13 protein-coding genes are annotated in these 19,973 nt (G+C 37.4%); 7 read left to right on the top strand and 6 right to left on the bottom strand.

Annotated elements, in window-relative coordinates:
- Positions 1 to 159: 159 nt before the first annotated feature.
- Together rpsI and rplM are read right to left on the bottom strand one after the other, a co-directional pair.
- Positions 160 to 549, bottom strand: coding sequence for a 30S ribosomal protein S9 (rpsI, locus tag BWI92_RS06700; protein ID WP_095161346.1), 390 nt, complete (start codon positions 547 to 549; stop codon positions 160 to 162).
- Between the two features lie 59 nt (positions 550 to 608).
- Positions 609 to 1,052 (bottom strand): 50S ribosomal protein L13, encoded by a 444-nt coding sequence (gene rplM / locus BWI92_RS06695; protein WP_095161345.1) that lies wholly within the window; start codon positions 1,050 to 1,052, stop codon positions 609 to 611.
- Between the two features lie 456 nt (positions 1,053 to 1,508).
- On the opposite strand from rplM, the gene BWI92_RS06690 reads away from it, so the two are divergent.
- A complete protein-coding gene (locus tag BWI92_RS06690) occupies positions 1,509 to 3,566 on the top strand; it encodes a S9 family peptidase (protein ID WP_095161344.1) in 2,058 nt (685 codons plus the stop codon).
- Between the two features lie 135 nt (positions 3,567 to 3,701).
- Positions 3,702 to 4,496 (top strand): SDR family oxidoreductase, encoded by a 795-nt coding sequence (locus tag BWI92_RS06685; RefSeq protein WP_095161343.1) that lies wholly within the window; start codon positions 3,702 to 3,704, stop codon positions 4,494 to 4,496.
- Positions 4,497 to 4,733: 237 nt separating this feature from the next.
- Here BWI92_RS06685 and BWI92_RS06680 read toward each other — a convergent pair whose 3' ends face one another.
- Entirely contained in the window at positions 4,734 to 6,062 is a 1,329-nt protein-coding gene (locus BWI92_RS06680; protein WP_095161342.1) for an amidohydrolase, read from the bottom strand.
- Between the two features lie 966 nt (positions 6,063 to 7,028).
- Here BWI92_RS06680 and BWI92_RS06675 point away from each other — a divergent pair.
- From BWI92_RS06675 to BWI92_RS06660, 4 genes are all read left to right on the top strand, one after another.
- Positions 7,029 to 10,094, top strand: coding sequence for a TonB-dependent receptor (locus BWI92_RS06675; RefSeq protein WP_095161341.1), 3,066 nt, complete (start codon positions 7,029 to 7,031; stop codon positions 10,092 to 10,094).
- Positions 10,095 to 10,132: 38 nt separating this feature from the next.
- Positions 10,133 to 11,596, top strand: a complete 1,464-nt coding sequence (locus tag BWI92_RS06670; protein ID WP_095161340.1) for a RagB/SusD family nutrient uptake outer membrane protein — start codon at positions 10,133 to 10,135, stop codon at positions 11,594 to 11,596.
- Positions 11,597 to 11,695: 99 nt separating this feature from the next.
- On the top strand, positions 11,696 to 12,127 hold the full coding sequence (locus BWI92_RS06665) for a DUF4843 domain-containing protein (RefSeq protein ID WP_141234703.1): 432 nt from the start codon (positions 11,696 to 11,698) through the stop codon (positions 12,125 to 12,127).
- Positions 12,128 to 12,813: 686 nt separating this feature from the next.
- On the top strand, positions 12,814 to 15,438 hold the full coding sequence (locus BWI92_RS06660; protein ID WP_095161338.1) for a T9SS type A sorting domain-containing protein: 2,625 nt from the start codon (positions 12,814 to 12,816) through the stop codon (positions 15,436 to 15,438).
- Positions 15,439 to 15,576: 138 nt separating this feature from the next.
- On the opposite strand, the gene BWI92_RS06655 is transcribed toward BWI92_RS06660, so the two are convergent.
- Entirely contained in the window at positions 15,577 to 16,230 is a 654-nt protein-coding gene (locus BWI92_RS06655; RefSeq protein WP_095161337.1) for a hypothetical protein, read from the bottom strand.
- Between the two features lie 262 nt (positions 16,231 to 16,492).
- Between BWI92_RS06655 and accD the strand changes: the two genes are divergently transcribed.
- On the top strand, positions 16,493 to 17,335 hold the full coding sequence (gene accD / locus BWI92_RS06650; protein WP_095161336.1) for an acetyl-CoA carboxylase, carboxyltransferase subunit beta: 843 nt from the start codon (positions 16,493 to 16,495) through the stop codon (positions 17,333 to 17,335).
- Positions 17,336 to 17,582: 247 nt separating this feature from the next.
- Here accD and BWI92_RS06645 read toward each other — a convergent pair whose 3' ends face one another.
- Entirely contained in the window at positions 17,583 to 19,061 is a 1,479-nt protein-coding gene (locus BWI92_RS06645; RefSeq protein WP_095161335.1) for a lipopolysaccharide assembly protein LapB, read from the bottom strand.
- Positions 19,062 to 19,200: 139 nt separating this feature from the next.
- A complete protein-coding gene (locus BWI92_RS06640) occupies positions 19,201 to 19,959 on the bottom strand; it encodes a zinc ribbon domain-containing protein (RefSeq protein WP_095161334.1) in 759 nt (252 codons plus the stop codon).
- Positions 19,960 to 19,973: the final 14 nt, after the last annotated feature.

Raw genomic sequence — 19,973 nt, 5'->3', positions numbered from 1 at the left:
TTGTTGAAATGAATTCAACACTAAATGATGAAAAAAATATGAGTAAATAATCGCTGTAGGCATCGGTCACTGCAAGCCTAACAGCAATAAGCATTTGGCATACGAATAACAAGCAGACCATTGCTGGACTGAAATTCGTATACCAAAAGCCGTAAAATATTAACGTTTCGAGAACTGGAATCTACGACGTGCTTTACGACGACCTGGTTTCTTACGTTCTACCATACGAGGGTCACGAGTCAAGAAGCCTTCTTTCTTCAATGGAGGACGCAATTCGCTATCGATTTCTTGCAATGCTCTAGAGATAGCCAAACGGATTGCTTCTGCTTGTCCTTTGATACCACCGCCATCAACGTTTACTTTAACATCGTAAGTACCTTCAGTTTTTGTTAAAGCGAAAGGTTGGTTAACGATGATCTGTAAAATTTCTGATGGAAAATATTCTTTAATTTCACGACCGTTGATGATGATTTCGCCCTTACCTGGAGTCATGTAAAGACGCGCAACAGCCGTTTTTCTTCTTCCTAATGTATTAGTTACTTCTGCCATTGTTTTATAGAGAAGTTATCGGTCATAGTGGCGCTCCCAACTACAACTAATAACGATTATTAGAATTTAATTTCTTTTGGTTGTTGAGCTACGTGTGGGTGTTCAGTACCTGCATAAACGTGCAAGTTTGTGAACAAACGACGACCTAGACGGTTTTTTGGAAGCATACCTTTTACTGCTGCTTCAACAACGCCTCTAGGGTTTTTGCTCAACACTTCTCTTGGAGTAGCAAAACGCTGACCACCTGGATAACCAGTGTGACGAGTGTAAACTTTATCAGTTAATTTCTTGCCAGTAAAACGGATTTTATCAGCATTGATTACGATAACGTTATCACCACAGTCAACATTCGGAGTGTAGCTTGGCTTGTGTTTACCACGTAAGATTTTAGCAATCTCAGAAGTTAAACGACCTACGATTTGGTTTTCTGCATCTACGATTACCCATCCCTTCTCTACGGTAGCTTTGTTAGCTGAGATGGTTTTGTAACTTAAAGTATCCACTTTTGTTCTAAGTTTTAATGTTATGAATCATCTTTTACAGATGACGGAATACACCTGATTTTCAATGATTTTGCCTTATTTCCTTTCTGAACGGGCATCCAGTCGAAAATGGGAATGCAAAATTACTGAATATCATGGCGATATACAAATAATTACAAGGAAAATTTTCGCATAAAAGCCTATTCTTTCTATTTTTCTTCTCGATTGATTTGCACCTCTTTAGCACAGCGACTTGGTCGTAAAGGAGATTTTTATAGACCTTGATTTCGCTTTGGAATCTTCCCTCTAAATATTGGCTACTTAGAACTTGCCTATATCTTGTTCAAGATTTATCTAAGAAAACTTTATCTTTGAATAATGCGTTTAGCTCATGACCTACATTGAGGTTAAATGTGAATCATTTTATTTATCAAAAACTTTACTGTTTTTACTCAGTCTGACAATTCCATAAATTCTATGAACATTCAAGGTATTCCAGCGCCCAAGGCTCCTATCAAACCTTACCCTATGACCATCCACGAGGATACTCGTGTGGATAATTATTATTGGTTAAATGACCGTGAAAACCCAGAAGTAATCACCTACCTTGAAGCAGAAAATGCTTATACAGAAATGGTTATGTCTCCAACTAAAGCTTTTCAAGAGGAGCTTTTTGAAGAAATGAAAGGGCGAATAAAAGAGCAGGATGAATCTGTACCTTACCGCGATGGAGAATACTATTATTACTCTAAATATATCGAAGGAGGAGAATATCCTTTGTATTGTCGAAAAAAACATTCGATGGACGCGGATGAGGAAGTGCTACTGGATGGTAATGCCCTTGCAGAAGGTCATGACTATTTCTCGATTGGTGGCTATGATATTTCGGACAATGACCAAATACTGGCGTATAGCATTGACACAATCAGCCGTCGTAACTATACGCTTTATTTTAAAAATCTTCAAACAGGCGAACTATACACTGAATCAATAGAAAATACGGAAGGTGGAGCTTATGCTTGGGCAGCCGACAATCAAACGATTTTTTATCTGCAACGTGACCCTCAAACTTTATTGGCTTCAAAAGTTTATCGTCATAAATTAGGCACATCAGTCTCTGAGGATGTTTTGGTGTATACCGAGGAAGACCCACAATTTTATATGGGATTGGGGCGTATGAAATCTAAAAAATATATCGTTTCGGTTTCTGACCACAACGGTGTTTCTACAGAGTATCGCTTGTTAGAGGCATCAAACCCTAATGGTGAATTCAAAGCCTTTTATCCGCGTCAGCATGGATTGCAATATTCGATTGAACATTTTGAGGACAAGTTCTACATTCGTACAAATGCGGGAGATGCAACGAACTTCAAACTAATGGAAATTCCTGAAAATGAATCGTATAATATCGAAAACTGGAAAGAAGTAATCGCGCATCGTGAAGATACTTACTTGGAAGGTATAGATGTTTTTCGTCGTCATTTGGTGTTAACTGAACGTAGCAATGCGCTCATTCATTTGAGAGTCATTGACCAACGTACACAAAGAGAGCATTATTTGAATTTTGGTGAACCTGCCTATGATGCAGGTGTTGGCTACAACCCCAATTTTGACACTGATTTGCTTCGCTTTCATTATACTTCATTGACTACTCCTAGTTCGGTATTTGATTATAATATGGATACACAGGAGAAGACGCTCATGAAGGAACAAGAAGTTCTTGGTGTATTCAATAAAGAAGATTATCAAACCGAAAGGCTTTTTGCGACTGCACGTGATGGTGTGCAAGTGCCTATTTCGATTGTCTATAAAAAAGGATTCAAGAAAGATGGTTCGCAACCTTTGTTACAGTATGCGTATGGCTCATATGGCTATTCTATCGATCCGTATTTCTCTGCTGCACGTTTGAGTTTGTTGAACAGAGGTTTTGCCTTTGCAATTGCCCATATCCGAGGGGGACAAGAAATGGGACGTCCTTGGTATGAAAATGGGAAGATGCTTCAAAAGAAAAATACATTCTTTGATTTTATTGATGTTTCAGAATATTTGATCCAAGAAAAATGGACTTCGAAAGATAAGCTTTTTGCCAACGGCGGCTCAGCAGGTGGTTTATTGATGGGTGCAATTATCAACTATCGTCCAGACTTATATAAAGGTATCTTAGCAGCAGTACCTTTCGTAGATGTTGTTACAACCATGTTAGATGAAACTATTCCGCTTACGACAGGAGAATGGGAAGAATGGGGTAATCCTAAAGAAAAAGTATATTATGATTACATGAAGTCATATTCACCATACGACAATGTAGTAGCACAAGATTACCCAAATATGTTGGTCACAACAGGCTTGCATGATTCGCAGGTTCAATATTGGGAGCCAGCCAAATGGGTAGCCAAGCTAAGAGAGTTAAAAACTGACAATAATATCTTACTTATGCACTGTGATATGTCGACAGGGCATGGTGGCGCATCGGGACGCTTCCAAAGATTTAAAGAAGTTGCTCGAGATTATGCCTTTGTTTTAAGTTTGGTGTAAAAGAAGGGTTATCAGGTACTATGCTATATCATTTTTCGAAAAATATCAACTTCGTAAAAAAACAAATACCATTAGTATTACCTGATAGCCCAAACAACTATTCCAAAATACGTTTATTACGCTCATTATAATACTATGTATCTCGACCAAAAAGTCATTTGGATTACAGGAGCTTCTTCAGGAATTGGGGAAGCGCTAGCACTGGAGTTGGCAAAAATGCCTGTCAAATTAGTCTTGTCTGCCCGACGAAAAGATGAGCTAGACAGAGTTGCAGCACTTACAGGATTACCACCAAAAGATATTTTGGTTTTACCTCTCGATATGTTAGATATATCGTCGATGTCACAAAAAGTAGAGGAAGTAATACATCATTTTGGTCATATTGATATCGTAATACAAAATGCTGGAGTGTCTCAACGTTCGATGGTGAAGGATACCGTTTTTCAGGTATATCGAGATTTGATGGAGATAAACTTCTTTAGCGTGGTAGCTTTGACACAAGCGATTTTACCGCATTTTACTCAAAGACAATCAGGACATTTTGTAGCCATCAGTAGTGTGGCCGGCAAAATTGGAACGCCGTTACGTGGCGGTTATGGCGCCACCAAACATGCTGTAATTGCCTTTTTTGACTCATTAAGAGCTGAGGTTTTTCCAGACAATCTTCATGTAACTGTTGTTTGTCCGGGCTATATCAAGACGCAAATTTCGTTTAATGCTCTTTCTGGTGACGGTAGTAGACATAACCAAATGGACTCAAATCAAGCAAAAGGGATGCTACCAGATGAGTGTGCACGCCGAATCATACAAGCAATAATTGCCAAAAAATCGGAAGTATATGTCGGTGGATGGTACGAAGTATTAGGGGTGTATCTCAAACGCTTCTTTCCAAATTTCGTTTACAGAACTTTACGATTAAAAAAATCATAATGTAGGAAACATGAGTTATCCCTAATTTACTGAGTGGGTGATTAAGTAAAATTGGTATTCCATCAGTAGAGACGCAATGATTGCGTCTCAAGCCATTCATATCTACCATAGTAGCATCAAAAAGCGGTCGAAAACCTATTTTTCGACCGCTTTTTTGATAAAACTGAAAGAATAATCCCAATCCTAAAAATTAGGGATGACTCTTGTTTTCTTTATCAGTAAACTGCATTTACTAGTTTACTTTCCTGTAGTATTGATACCCTTTCCAGCATTCATTTCCATATAATCGAGTGTTAGGTTGGTCATGGCCTTCATACCTAATACAAAACCACCTTCATCGATATAGAAATCTGGGGTGTGATGTGAAGCTGTCTCAGACTCTTTCTTACCTTTTGGAGCACCTCCAAGGAAGAAGAACAACCCCGGTACTTTTTCTTGATAAAAAGCAAAATCTTCTGCGCCAGTAGCCGCGGATGTCAAGAACACATTTTCTTTTCCAGCAACTGCTTCTAGCGTTGGAACCATTTTTTCTGTCAAAGAAGGATCATTAAAGGTTACAGGGCACATTTTGGTAATACTTACTTCTGCAATCGCACCAGCACTTTCAGCAATATTTGTGGCCACCTGCTTCATTCGAGCATGAATCATATCTTGAACCTGCGTGTCAAGCGTACGAATGGTACCATTCATATTCAATTCTTCAGGAATGATATTGCTACGAACACCAGCACTGATTTGACCAACCGTAACAACTGCTGCCGACTCTGTGAGTGGAGCGTTACGACTGACAATGGTTTGTAAACCCATCACGATTTGTGAGGCAGTAACAATAGGGTCGATACCTTGCCAAGGAGTAGCACCATGTGCTTGCTTGCCTTTTAATTTAATTTTGAACCAATCAGAAGCAGCCATAGTACCTTTAGGACGGTAACGAATTGTGCCGACAGGTGCTTGTGCACTAATATGAAGTCCGAAAACAGCGTCAACTTTAGGGTTTTCAAGTACACCCTCTTTTACCATCAAGCCTGCACCACCCTCTTCACCTTCAGGAGCGCCTTCTTCAGCAGGTTGGAAAATAAACTTAACTGTACCTTTCAGCTCACTTTTCATACTTGCCAAAATTTCGGCAGTACCCATCAAAATAGCCACGTGCGAATCATGACCACATGCATGCATAACGCTTACGGGTTGTCCGTTGTATTCACCCATTGCTTTTGAAGCAAAAGGGATATCTACTCTTTCCTTTACAGGTAAAGCATCCATATCGGCGCGCAAAGCAACCACAGGTCCAGGCTTTCCTCCTTTCAGAATACCTACCACACCTGTCTTAGCAACTCCCGTTTGTACTTCAATTCCTAGAGAACGAAGGTGAGCTGCTACTTTTTCAGAAGTCTTAAATTCGCGATTACTTAATTCAGGATTTTGGTGAAAGTCACGACGCCACGTTACAACTTTAGACTCAAGAGCTTGAGCTTTTTGTGCCACTTTGGCTTTGAGAGTAGCCGTTTGTGCAAATGACATAAAGGCGCCAAGGAGTAAAGCACCAGAAAGTACTATTTTTTTCATGGAATGTGTTAAGGTTTGTGTGATGACACTCGAAACGGTGTTTTTAAAATGTGTATTCATGAATTTACATTATTGGTGCAAATATTCCAAATTATGATGTTTCATATCTCAATATTGTATTAGGTGAAAAACATCCTTAATATCACTATCCACCTGACAATTCAATAGAGAATTTATTTTAATCTTCTTAAACTTTCTCTATATAAACTAGTTATAGATTTATGATAGCAAAACTTATCCGTTCATGACATTACAAAAGCTAATTGAAACTAATTTTTGTTGATATTCTAGGCATAGTTTGTTCAACATGTTTTTATTGAAATTATGAATAAGAATATGACTTTAAGGGTGTTTGCTAAGTAACATATAGTATATCTAACAGCTACATAACATATATCAAACCATATAAATTATGGCAATTTGCTGATTATTGAGCACATTTTGGTGCGTCATTAGGCTGTATAACAAAATTCTTCTGCATAAATTAGTTGTTTTGACACATAAAATTTTGTTATAACAACTTTCTGTACGTACATTTGTTTTTAAACACATTCAAGCTAAAAACTTAACTAAACAGGATACTAGTAATTTTATAAAACACAAATCAACAAATTAAATATATAGTCTGTAATCGTTTCATTTAGTCCATTTTAAAACTATAATAATTCAAAATCTGCAATAAGCAGTATTTCCCTTGGCTCGCACACAGCTCCTTTGAATGTTGTGTTATTTCAGCCAGAAAAATCCATGTCAAAATACCCGTTAGAGCATACACTAAAATGTATAGGCTATGACTTTATATACTCTAATTACAATCCAAAATATACTTGTTTCTACATCAGTGTAGTAATGCATGCTTTTATTAAAAGTAATGTTGATTCCTATGTTGGTTTCTGCACAAAAACTTTTTAATATATTTAATCATTCTTTAACTATTCTAATAAATCTAACAAACTAAGTAAACAGATGATGAGAAAATCTCTACTCAGTATTCTTCTTACAGTGTTTATGTGTGTGCAACTTTTTGCACAAGATAAAACTGTATCAGGAAAAGTGACATCATCCGATGATGGTTCACCGCTTCCAGGCGTTAACGTTTCGGTTAAAGGAACAAGTCGAGGTACAACAACTAGCTCAAATGGTACCTACAAAATTACTGTCTCGGGTAATGCAACATTAGTTTTCACTTTCGTTGGTTTCGAAGCAAGACAAGTTTCAGTTGGGAACCGCTCTACAGTTGATGTTCAACTAACTTCAACCTCTCAAGAGCTTGCAGAGGCGGTTGTAGTTGGTTATGGTACTCAGTCACGCAAAACATTGACAGGGTCTCAGGCCTCAGTAAAAGGCTCAGAGATAGCAACAATGCCAACAAACAGTTTTGACAAAGCACTTCAAGGTCGTGCTGCTGGTGTTCAAGTATTAGGCGCCAACGGAACACCAGGTGGAGCTGCACAGATTCGAGTTCGTGGTGTCGGAACGATTAAAGGAGGTACAGATCCATTGTACGTAGTTGATGGTGTTCAAATCAATGCAAACGCTGGTTCGGCTGCATTTACGAGTAGTAACCCATTAAACTACCTAAACCCAAATGATATCGAATCAATTGAGGTATTAAAAGATGCTGCTTCGGCTGCAATTTATGGTGCTGCTGCCGCGAATGGTGTTGTATTAATTACCACTAAAAAAGGTAAAGCTGGTAAAACAAAAGTGAATTTTGATTACTATAGTGGTTATGTAGAACCAACAAAATATTTGAATGTATTGAATACTCAAGATTGGATAAAGGCTCGTACTGAAGCTTTAACTAATCAAGGAACTGAAGCAGGTGCTGCTTTGAGAAGTACTCTTTCAAGTATTCGTTTGGATCCAACCTTGACCCCTGATCAGATCGCTGCGTTACCAACATACGATTGGCAAAAAGAGTCTTATGTATCTGGTAGAACTAACAACTACAGCATTAGTTTGAGTGGTGGTAATGACAAAAGTACATATTACTTATCTGGTACCTACAACTCAACGGATGCAAACGTTCGTAATGTAGATTATAAAGGTGGTAACTTGAATGCTAAAATTAGCTCTAAACTTAACAATCGTATTACAGTTGATAATTCAATCAACCTAAGTTCATTTGTTCAGAGAGGGCAATTTGGTGGTCCTGGCGGAGGTAGTTTCCTAGGCTCGCCGACATTCTCTGCTCCATTGATTATTCCTATCAACCCATTCTATAAGGAAGATGGTTCGTATTTTGGAACTCCAGCCGAGGGTGGTTTAGCAGGTATTTTGAACCAAAACGTATTACAAGTTAGCGATCTTAATAAAATTTACTCTCGTGTAAATCAAGTTATTGCTTCAACATCAGTTAATTATAAAATTAACAGTAAGTTATCTTTCCGTCCTACGGCAAGTATTGACTACCGTTATATCAAGGGTTATAACTTCCAAGATCCTCGCACGGCAGATGCTTTTAACGTAAGAGGTAGAATTCAAGATCAAAATACAGAGAATATCAACTTGTTGTTTAATGCTGTATTGAACTACAGTACGCAAATTGATAATGTACACAATATTAGTGCATTAGTTGGTGCAGAATACAGAGATGATCAATCTTCTAACGTTCAGCAAAGTGCAGAAGGTATTCCTACTCCTCAATTTATCGTAGCAGGTGCAGCAGCAAACCCTATTACTACATTTGCTTCTTGGTCTGGTTACAAAAAATCAGGTGTATTTGGTCGTGTAAATTATGACTATGCTGGTAAATATATCTTAGGCTTGACGGCTCGTTATGATGGTTCTTCTCGTTTTGGTTCTAATAATTTATGGGGCTTCTTCCCAGGGGCTTCTGTTGGTTGGGATGTGTCTCAAGAGGAATTCTTGAAAACTAGCTCAATCGTGAATCAATTGAAACTACGTGCAAGTTACGGTGCATTAGGTGCAGACCAAATTGGTAACTTTGACTCAAGAGGTTTATTTGGTGGAGGTTTTAACTACAATGGTGTAAGTGGTATTGCTCCTACACAATTGAGCAACCCTAATCTTCGTTGGGAACAAAATGTAACCACTAACTTAGCATTGGATTATGGTTTATTCAATAACCGTTTGCAAGGATCTGTTGAATACTTTATCAGAACAAGTAAAGATCTTATCTTAGATCGTCCTGTTACATGGTTGAGTGGCTATAGTACTATCTCTGAAAACGTGGGTGAGCTTCAAAATAAAGGGCTAGAAGTAGATGTAAAACTTGTTGCTGTAGACAAATCTGCCGATAATAAAGGATTTAAGTGGACTACCTCGTTCAACTTTACTTATATCGATAATAAGGTAACAAAATTATATGATACTCTAACTACGCTTCCAGGTCGTGCGGTTGATGGATGGATTAAAATTGGCTATCCTGTCAACTCTATTTATACTGCTCAATATGCTGGTGTAAACCCTGCTACAGGTCGTGCAATGTGGTATGATAATAATGGTAACATCATTTATCGTTTGGCAGGTGATGTAAATGCATATTCACGAATTATTGGTAGCCAAATTCCAAAATACTACGGAGGTTTAACAAACTCGTTTTCTTATAAAGGATTTGATTTAGAAGTGTTCTTCAACTACGAGTTTGGTAGAACTGTATTCAATAACCAGTCTGCTTTCATGTCTGAAAATGGTGGTAGAGCATTCAACGTTTTAAGCTCAATCTATCAAGATAGATGGACAACTCCAGGTCAAATTACCTCTGTACCAAGACCGTTCAACGGAAATGCGGAAGTTTTAGGTTCTGGTATCACAGCAGGATCTCGCTTTTATGAAGATGCTTCATTTATTCGTTTGAAAACTGCAACATTTGGTTACAATGTTCCAAGTTCTTTACTAAAGCGAATCAAAGTTGAAAGAGCAAGAGTATATGTCCAAGCATACAACTTGTACACATGGACTAAATGGACTGGTTTTGACTCCGAATTTATTAATTTGGGTAGTGGAAACAACGGTACCATTCCACAACCACGTACTATCACTTTTGGAGTACAACTTGGGATATAATTTTATATACTTCAAAAAAGATTTAATTTGAAAAGAAGATGAAAGGAACATACTTTTTAAAAATAGCAGCTATTGGAGTAGGTCTAACATTAGCATCATGTTCGGACTTACTTGATGTTCAGCCAAGAGCATCAATCGACTCTGTAACTGCTCTTACTACCGAAGATGCCATCAATGCTGCAGTTAACGGTATCTATGATAGATTACAATCAACTTTTTTGTATGGTCGCGATTTAATTGCTATTCCCGAAGCACTAGCAGACAATGGTAGAGCTACTAATAAATCTGGCCGTTTAAATGCTGAATATCAAAACCAAGTAGGAGCGCATTTCGCACACTGGCAAACGTCATATCTTGCTATTAACCAAGCTAACTTGGTATTAGATGCTCTACCTAAAGTAGACAAAATGACTCAGGCTAATAAAGATTTTGTTGAAGCACAAGCGCTGTTCATTAGAGGTTTAATTTACTTTGAATTGATGCGTGCTTATGCTTATGAACCATCTGTAGAGCTAACTCAAGTTAGCAAGGGTGGAGTACCTATCTTGAAGTCAGGTGTGATTGATGCTACCCAAATCAAATTAGAGGGGCGTGCTTCTTTAAATGAAGTATATGACTTTATCTATTCTGATTTAACAAGTTCTATTGCTAAATTCACTAGTTCTGGAAGAACAGCTACTGCAGCTTTTGCTAACAAAACTGCAGCTCAAGCTTTGTTTTCGAGAGTAGCTTTATACCGTGGCGACTGGACTAACTCTGCCAAATATGCTACCGATGCTATGGCAACTGGTAGTATTGGCCGTTTTCAGACAACAGCCAACTATGTGGCTTCATGGCGTTCGGCGAATCAACCTGAATCTATTTTCGAGATTCAATATCAAACCAACGAAAATATTGGCGTAAACACATCTTTGCAAACTACCTATACTACCTTGGTTGCATCGGGTGACCGTACTAGAACTGGTGGATTTGGAGACTTAGTTCCAACAAGAGCTTTATTGGATTTATTTGAATCTGAAAAAGATGCTTCGGGTGCAACTATTCCAGATGTACGTCGTCAAATGTATGAATTAGGAACTGCAGGTCGTGGAACTGCTGAAATAGAGTGTACAAAATTCTTAGGTAGAAGCGGTCAAGTCAACCTTGACAATATTCCTGTAATTCGTGTATCTGAAATGTACCTCAACCGTGCTGAGGCGCTTGCTAGATCAGGAAATGCAGCTGGAGCATTAGCGGATTTGAATATCATCAGAAATCGTGCTGGTTTACCTACAATTGTAAATTTGACAGGTACAAGCTTAATTAATGAAATTTTGAAACAACGTCGTTTGGAGCTAGCATTTGAAGGTCATCGTTTCTTTGATCTTAAACGTCTAGGACTAGATATCGTTAAGGCTGCTCCAGTTCAAAGTTTGTCATACAGCGATTTCCGTATCTTGGCAAATATCCCTGTACGCGAAATTCAGGCAAATGCTAACTTGAAGCAGAACGCTGGATACTAGTCTTAAGTTTAAGCTTTATTCATTTCAAGAACTTATATTTCAACGAATTATCATGAAAAAATATTTGGAATTGTACTAGTGCTGATGACTAGCCTGTTTATGTCGTCATGCTTCAAAGATAGCCAATCCGTTTTTGACTCAACTTACTTGGTAGAGTTTCAGGATGCTGTCGTTACATCTCCAGCAACATCACTTGGAAAAACTTATCCTATTATCAGTGTTGCCAATGGAGCTGGCCTTCAAACGCGTCGTATCAATCTTGTAGGACGTCAAAGACCGAATCAGGAATCTATCAAATTTTCGGTAGATGCAAAAGAATCAACTGCTGTTGAGGGAGTACATTATACCCTAGAAGGTGGTATGGTTACCCTTCCAGCTAATTCAAGCTTTGGCGACTGCAAATTCAATATTTTGAGAGCACCGTCAGCTGCAGGTACGAGTGTAGTACTCGTTCTTGTCCTTGAAGGAAATGGAAGCGATATAAAACCAAACGAAAACTACAAGAGATTAGGTTTTAGAATCACATTATAGTAGTTTTTGACTAATTACATTAAAGCCAGCCAATTTAGTAAGCAAAAATTACTGAATTGGCTGGCTATTTTTATACCCGTTTTCCACTAAGATTTCATTTTCAAAATCTTGATTTATATTCAAAAATACTTAAATTGATGAATCGTAAGTAATCATGCAAAATAAGATTTAAGTTATGTGTTTAGGCACTAGGCAACAGGCACAAGGCAAAGAGTGTTAAAATGTCTTTTAGTCACGATAGATATGTTTTTGCCGAATGCCCAAAGCTGAAAGCCAAAGGCTCAAAAATTAGATTTTATTTTGCCCACCAACTTAAGAAAGAGTTTCAAATAAAATAGTAGTAATTCTGTAGTCAAGATTAGGCTTAAGTACATTCATATATAGATGCATCTCTCTAGCTTTTGGACATTTTTAACAATGCAACTATTTAAAATAAAAATTGGTCTATATCAGCAAAACAATCACTTTAATCTAATACAGCGTACCATATTTGAAAAGTTGAGGATACAAAGATTGGTGTTTGAACACATTTGTACCATCAGTATAAAGTTCTAAACTGAAGTTTCTTCGATATGATCTTTACCTAAAATAAATAGCCAGAATCAAGCTAATTCAGGTATAGGTACTTAAATCATACTCCCTCTAAAAAATTAGAATAACCTTTACTCATACTTCAATACGTACTTATGAAAAACCTTTTACTACTTGCGCTAGTATTGTTGACGATAACCAATAGTTTAGCACAAAAAAAGCTCGATTTCAGAATAGGTAGAACAAGAGAAATTGTTTGCCCTGCACCCGATTTTAGCTCACCATTTGTACACTCTTATGTTGCTCCACCCGAAGAGTTTTTACAAAAGTTAAACAAACAAGCACGTGTAGAGGCTGATAAATCAAAGTTCATTGTAACATATATCAATTTTCCTGAAAATGCTAAAGCAGCCTTTCAGCGCGCTGTTGATATATGGCAGTCCATTATTGTTTCTGATGTCCCAATCCGAATTACTGCCAGTTGGGAAAGTCTAGGTTCTAATGTATTAGGCTCGGCTTATTCGGCGAGTGTTTATAGAGATTATGCAGGTGCCCAATATGCTTTAACATGGTATCCAATTGCTCTAGCCGAAAAAATGGCACATAGCAATCTTAATGGCGATAATCCAGATATTTTTGCCCGCTTTAATAGTGACTTTACTTGGTATTATGGAATAGATGGGAATACTCCCACCAACAGAGCAGATTTGGTTTCGGTCGTACTGCATGAAATTGGTCATGGTTTAGGGTTTTATGGTTCGTTGCGTCAAGCTACCTCTGATGCTACACTTGGGGTTATTACAGACGGTGGTATCCCAATGATATATGATATTTTTGCTGAAAGTACTGCAGGTCAACGCCTCCTCAACACCAGCGTTTTTAAGAACCCCTCTGTAGAACTCAAGACACAACTAACAGGTGGAAATCTCTATTTGAACTCGCCTACTATTCTTGCTAACAATGATAGTTTGCGTGCCAGAATATTTGCGCCTTCTACCTATCAAGAAAGCTCAAGCTACAGTCATTTGGATGAATCTTCTTATAGACGTGGTACTATCAATGCTCTAATGACCCCTCAGATTGCTAATGGAGAAGTTACCCATAACCCTGGTCCTATAACATTGGCTCTATTCAACGACATGGGATGGGTAGGGAGTAGTATCATACACAAAAAAATCAAAGATTCGGAGGATAATACAAAAGCTATTTCATTCAATACAAAAGTTTATGGAGATATGGGGTTTGACTCTACTTCTGTAAAACTATTTTACACGTTGGGAGACATTACCAAAGATAAGCCTATTCAAGTACCGATGAACCGTGTAGGTAAATCTAATGAATATACCTATGTGTTACCAGCAAGTGCCACTGATAGAACGATTAGCTATTACTTTTCAGCAGTCGACTCTCAGAAAAAAACTTTTTCTACACCTGCCCAAGCTCCAGGTACACTTGAAAACCTTACTTACTATAAATTTAAGATTGGTTCTGATACAACCAAACCAGTCTTAGATTATACACACAATTTATCATTAATTCGTACAAGCGATGTAGAAGTGTCTTTGCCTGAATTATTAGCCTACGATAATATTGATATCGATACAGCCTATGTTGAATACTTAATCGATGGTAAAGCTCAGCCTGCTTTTGCCCTCAAACGAATTAATCAGGCAGAATTAGCTTCTGGCGCTTTAGCTTATGCATTTTCTGGAAAATTCACTTTTACTAATGGCTTATTAAAAGGCGGAGAAAAAATACAATATAGAATTGTTGTAAAAGATAAAAGTAAAGCACGAAACACTACATATTCGCCTGCTAGTGGTTACTATGAATTTAATGTTCAAAAAATCTTAGCTCCAGTAAGTACCTATGTAACAAATTTTGAGAATGTTCCAGCTGATGATTTTTATACAAAAGGATTTGGACTGGCACAGCCCTCAGGATTTACAAGTAAAGCTATGCACTCTGAACATCCGTATAAAGACGGAACTGAATTTGCTTTTACCGATACAAATCCAGATGACAAATATTCAAACTTTACATTCAACCTTCAAAAACCTATAATTTTAAGATCCGACACTGCCAAAATTTATTTCGACGAAGTTGTATTAGTCGAGCCAGGAGAAGATGGCGTAAGCTTTGCAACGGGAGGTGTCCCAAATCGAAATTTCTTTGACTACGTTATAGTGGAAGGCTCGAAAGACGGTGGTGCCACTTGGAAATGGTTTCAAGATGGCTGGGATTCCAATGCCAATCCAACATGGAATGCTGCTTGGAATGCATCCCTTGATTCAAAAGGGAACTCACTCACCAATGGTACTCAAGCCATGTTTAAAGCTCGTGAAATTGATATGTTGAAATCAGGCAATTTTAAGGCAGGAGATCAGGTGTTGATACGCTTTAGACTATTAACTGATGCAGCAGCTTATGGATGGGGATGGGCAATAGACAACTTAAATATTCAAGGTCCTAATCCCAACGCCCCTAAGGTAATAGTATTAGGACCCGAATTTGATGAAACACAGCTTGTGAATGTTAGCCCGAACCCTAGTACAAATGGACAGTTTTTATTGAAAGCAAGTTTTGAAAAACCTGTAAGTCAAATCAAATTGAATGTAATAGATATGACGGGTAAAGAGATAGCTAGCAATCAGTATGAAGTCACTGGCACTCAGTTTTCACAGGTAATAGATTTAAGTAAACAAGCATCTGGAACCTATATACTGCGTATGTTAGTGGGTGACAAATTTTTTGTCAAAAAATTAATCTCTTATCATTAAACTTATAGTATTTGTGAGGGTATGAAGCATATCCTCACAAATACTATAAACTAATATCATATACTCTTTATGAGCATTCGGTTATCCTAAAATTAGTTCAAATAGGAAGACTTATACAGTTAACTCTTATATGAAAGTTTAAAGAGTATCCACGTAACCTATAATGTTGACTACACCAGCTTCGTCTTTAGGATTAGGTTTTTCTTTTGACCACCAGCTTTTTAGTGCTTCTTCCTCCTTTCCTAATGCTTCTAGTATCGACTTTTTATCTTTTTTGAGTTTGTGAATACTATTATCAGGTCGCAACACATATAATGTTTCACCTATCTCAAATTTAATCATTTTGGTAGCAGAGTTATAATTCGTAACATCCAATTTATGAGCTTTATAATATTTTAAAAGCTTATATTTGCCATCATACAGAACCTCATAATAAGTATCTTCATTTTGGCGATCTACCTTTGGAAAGCCCCTCTTGAAGAGTCTTATCGCTCCATCTTCTGCATCCACCGCATATTCGGTCACAGGAAGTGTAAAAAGCTTTACTTGCTCGCCTTCTTGATATTCCAAACGATTATCATAGGTATTTAATCTCATTTTGGCAATATCAATCTTTTTACCATTTTGTATAACGTATCCTTTTGTAAACTCTTGAGGAACAAATACCGTACCTTCTGCTTCCACAGACTGACCATCAAAAATGACTCTACCATCTTTACGCTCAAGGTATATTTGACTTATACCGACATTTACAATACCAAGCATAAATAGAAGCGCGCTAATTTTTTTCATATTCATTTGTTTAGTTTTATGACTTTATTAGGTTTATAGACCAATAAATTACGGAAAATGTTGTCAAAATCAACACTTTATCTGTAAATTTCTGGACTTAAAATCAACTACTAAAACGAAAAAGCTTAGATAAAATTCAAGTTTTTGTTAATTCTCGATTGCTTAAGTTTTATCTTTGCGATTCATTATCACTCACAACGAGTATTTTACCTAGTGTTTCTTTTCCTAAAAAACACGTAAAATCTTTAATTGAAAAAGAAATATGTCTTGGTTTACCAGAAAAGATAAGGGGATTTTGACCCCAACCGAAGCTAAAAGAGAAGCACCAGATGGTCTATGGTATCAGTGTCCTTCTTGTAAAAAAGTAATGCATACGCGCGAACATCGCCTATTTGCCTGGACTTGTTCGTCGTGTAACTACCACGAAAAAATCGGTTCACAAGATTACTTCGAGCTACTTTTCGACCAATCACGTTATACAGAGCTAGATGCCTTTATGTCGTCGGGCGACCCTCTCAAATTCGAAGATACCAAACGCTATCCTGATCGTATCAAAGCTACAGAAAAGAAAACTGGCTTGAAAGATGCTGTTCGTACTGCGCATGGTAAAATGAATGATGTAGAGGTAGTAATCGCAGCCATGGACTTTTCATTTATTGGTGGTTCGATGGGCTCAGTAGTAGGCGAAAAAATTGCTCGTGCGATTGACTATTCTCTAAAGCACAAAATTCCATTCTTGATGATTTCAAAATCAGGTGGAGCTCGTATGATGGAGGCTGGTTTCTCATTGATGCAAATGGCTAAAACATCAGCCAAATTAGCGTTACTTGCTGAAGCTAAAATCCCTTACGTATCGCTATTGACAGACCCTACTACTGGTGGTGTTACAGCTTCTTACGCCATGTTGGGTGACTTCAATATCTCTGAGCCAGGTGCTTTGATTGGTTTTGCTGGTCCTCGTGTTATCCGCGAAACTATCGGTAAAGACCTTCCAAAAGGATTCCAAAGTGCTGAGTTTGTTTTAGAACACGGCTTCTTGGATTTTATCGTAGATAGAAAAGATTTGAAAGATAAGCTTACAGCTTTGTTCAATATGTTGAAATAAGCGATGCGCTATTTATTGAGTGAATGTTGATTGAGCGAACTAGTGATTGTTTTAAATCAATATTTACCAATAAAGAGAGATAGGTTAATGCTATTTAGGTGTAAAAAAAGCGGTCAAAATTAATTTTCGACCGCTTTTTTAGCTAATGCCATATCTGATTCGGTTTAAGACGTAAAGTATTACGTCTCTACTGTTGAAAATCACTCAGTGGAGGATAGATGGCTCTTACCTGATACTTCATATCATTCTAATTTAAGGTATTCAACGCAGCTTTGGCCTTGTTGTCTGCAGAGTTTTTATATTCATGCTTTGAATAGGTCAGTACTTTTTCGAAATAGTATTTGGCTTTTTCTTTTTGCTTAGTCTCTTGAAATATATACCCAAGCTGTAAACACGCTAATGCGCCATAACTAATCGAGGCATTCTGACTAAGTACAATAGCTCTTTCAAAATGCTCTTCTGCTAAGGTTATCTCATGTAGTTTTTGAAAAACTCTTCCTTTTCTATAGTTATATTCTGCTTTCTCGGTATTGAGACTAAATTGATTTTCCTTCAAGTCAGTCATCAATTCTTTTGCTTTTTGATAATAGCCACCATCAAATGCTAATCGTGCCTTCATAAGCTTTTTATGAGCCTCGTTTTTGACAGAAACATTAAACTTTTCAACAAATCGTAAGGCAGACTGATCAGACTCCACAATAGTTGAACCTTGTGTTTTTATCTTTTCGAAATAAGTAATCGCTTTGGTATCCTCATTATTAAGCCAAAAGCATAAAAACAATTTGTAATAGGTATCCTTGATAAAGTTGAAGCCTTTGTATTGTTGTAAAAACATTTGATAATACCGACTCGCCAGCGTGTAACTCCCTTTCTGAATCTCGATTTCGGCATGTAGATATTGTAAAAATGGAAAGGCCCAATAACCAGCCTGAGCATTTAAGGCATCACATTTTTTGAGTAATACACTGGCTTGACTGCTATTGCCCTCTTTCATATAGGTGGTGACTCCTAAAAATTGGATTAAAAGACTATCATCATTTTTCTCCAAAAACTGCTCATAATCCTGCAAAATCAAAGGGGTAAAGCCCAGTATGTAGGCATGAGCCAAATAATACATTATGTTGGCTTCAATCGCATAGCGAGGTTCATTTTTGCTTACATTTTTCAATTCCTGCAAGCCATTTTTAACAGAACCCTTAAGTCCTAAAAGTTTGGCTACCCACAAAAAATTCTGGGGTATCGACCCTACCATAATATGAATCAAACCAAGTGATTTTTGTTGTGGAATAAAGTTGGGAAACTTCTTGGCGTTACTTTCGAGCAATTTAGAGGCTTTTACCAAATTCCATGCACCTTTTACTTCGTGTCCAAATTTGAGCTTAGCAGTAGCCAAATGCAGGTATATTTCAGCAATAATCCATTGTTTTTCGGGAGAGGTATCAGGGAAATCTTCCAATAAAGTCAGTCGAGAAGATTGTGTATCTAGAAACTGCTCAAAATCGGCTTTATCTTCTGTAACCATCAACTCGATTAAATCGGTGTAGCTTTGAAGATATAGCTTAATTCCTGAAGTGTTTTTTTGTGAAGCCAATAAAGCTCTGGTTTCTTGCAAGCGCAGTTTCCAAAGTGAAGTATAAGCCTTTTGTAATAGTGGATTCCACTCAAAGTCATTGGCTTTACTTTGAAAATTTATCAACACCAGAAAAACAACGATTAACCTTCGCATATTTAACAGCTTTATTTGAAAGTTTTATAACGTCAATACCATGATTAAGTTGCAAAAAGTCGTAGCGCAAATTTGTCATAAACAAATAAAGCCCATAACTGTCGAGTTATGGGCTTTAGATATATTTTTAGCAGATTTCTTAGCGTTTTGAAGCTGTGATAACATCTTCAACACCAGCCAAGATACGTCCGCAGTGCTCACATACGATAATACGTTTGTGGTCTTTGATGTCTGCCTGACGTTGTGGAGGAACTACGTTGAAACAACCACCACAAGCACCACGCTTAACCAAAACTACTGCAAGTCCGTTTGCATAGTTTGTTCTTAATTTATCGTAAGGGCGCAATAGACGTTCTTCAACGAACTTCACTGCTTTGTCACGATCTTTCAACAAACGTTGCTCATCGTCTTCGCTTTCTGAAATCAAAACGTCCAATTCTTTACGTTTTGCATCAAGATCTTTTTGACGGTGGAAAAGACGAGTTTCAGTTTCAGAAACATCATCACGTTTGTTTAAAATTTTGAATTCGAATTCACGCATACGTTTGTCTGCTAATTCGATTTCCAATTGTTGTAATTCGATTTCCTTCGAGATGGCGTCGTATTCACGGTTGTTACGAACGTTCATCTGTTGGTCTTTGTATTTGTTTACAAGCTTTTCTGATTCTTTTTTCGTATTTCTATTCTTCGAAATTTCTTCTTCCAAAGAAGCGATCTCACGATTGAATTTTCCGATACGTGTCTCGATACCAGCAATTTCATCCTCCAAATCACGAACCTCTTCTGGCAAATCGCCACGCATTTTTTTGATACTATCTAAAGATGAATCTATGGTCTGAAGTTTCAGAAGTGCTTCTAATTTCTGAGCAATGGTTGTTTCGTTAGCTACTACTGCCATTTTCGTTATACGTT

This window comes from Flectobacillus sp. BAB-3569, assembly GCF_002270355.1.
Taxonomy (GTDB): Bacteria; Bacteroidota; Bacteroidia; order Cytophagales; family Spirosomataceae; genus Flectobacillus; species Flectobacillus roseus.
This window is presented reverse-complemented; position numbering and strand designations above follow the sequence as displayed.

Coding starts and splice junctions, on each gene's coding strand:
- rpsI (WP_095161346.1), bottom strand. CDS start 549: ATGGCAGAAGTAACTAATACATTAGGAAGAAGAAAAACGGCTGTTGCG.
- BWI92_RS06690 (WP_095161344.1), top strand. CDS start 1,509: ATGAACATTCAAGGTATTCCAGCGCCCAAGGCTCCTATCAAACCTTAC.
- BWI92_RS06685 (WP_095161343.1), top strand. CDS start 3,702: ATGTATCTCGACCAAAAAGTCATTTGGATTACAGGAGCTTCTTCAGGA.
- BWI92_RS06680 (WP_095161342.1), bottom strand. CDS start 6,062: ATGAAAAAAATAGTACTTTCTGGTGCTTTACTCCTTGGCGCCTTTATG.
- BWI92_RS06675 (WP_095161341.1), top strand. CDS start 7,029: ATGATGAGAAAATCTCTACTCAGTATTCTTCTTACAGTGTTTATGTGT.
- BWI92_RS06670 (WP_095161340.1), top strand. CDS start 10,133: ATGAAAGGAACATACTTTTTAAAAATAGCAGCTATTGGAGTAGGTCTA.
- BWI92_RS06665 (WP_141234703.1), top strand. CDS start 11,696: ATGTCGTCATGCTTCAAAGATAGCCAATCCGTTTTTGACTCAACTTAC.
- BWI92_RS06660 (WP_095161338.1), top strand. CDS start 12,814: ATGAAAAACCTTTTACTACTTGCGCTAGTATTGTTGACGATAACCAAT.
- BWI92_RS06655 (WP_095161337.1), bottom strand. CDS start 16,230: ATGAAAAAAATTAGCGCGCTTCTATTTATGCTTGGTATTGTAAATGTC.
- accD (WP_095161336.1), top strand. CDS start 16,493: ATGTCTTGGTTTACCAGAAAAGATAAGGGGATTTTGACCCCAACCGAA.
- BWI92_RS06645 (WP_095161335.1), bottom strand. CDS start 19,061: ATGCGAAGGTTAATCGTTGTTTTTCTGGTGTTGATAAATTTTCAAAGT.
- BWI92_RS06640 (WP_095161334.1), bottom strand. CDS start 19,959: ATGGCAGTAGTAGCTAACGAAACAACCATTGCTCAGAAATTAGAAGCA.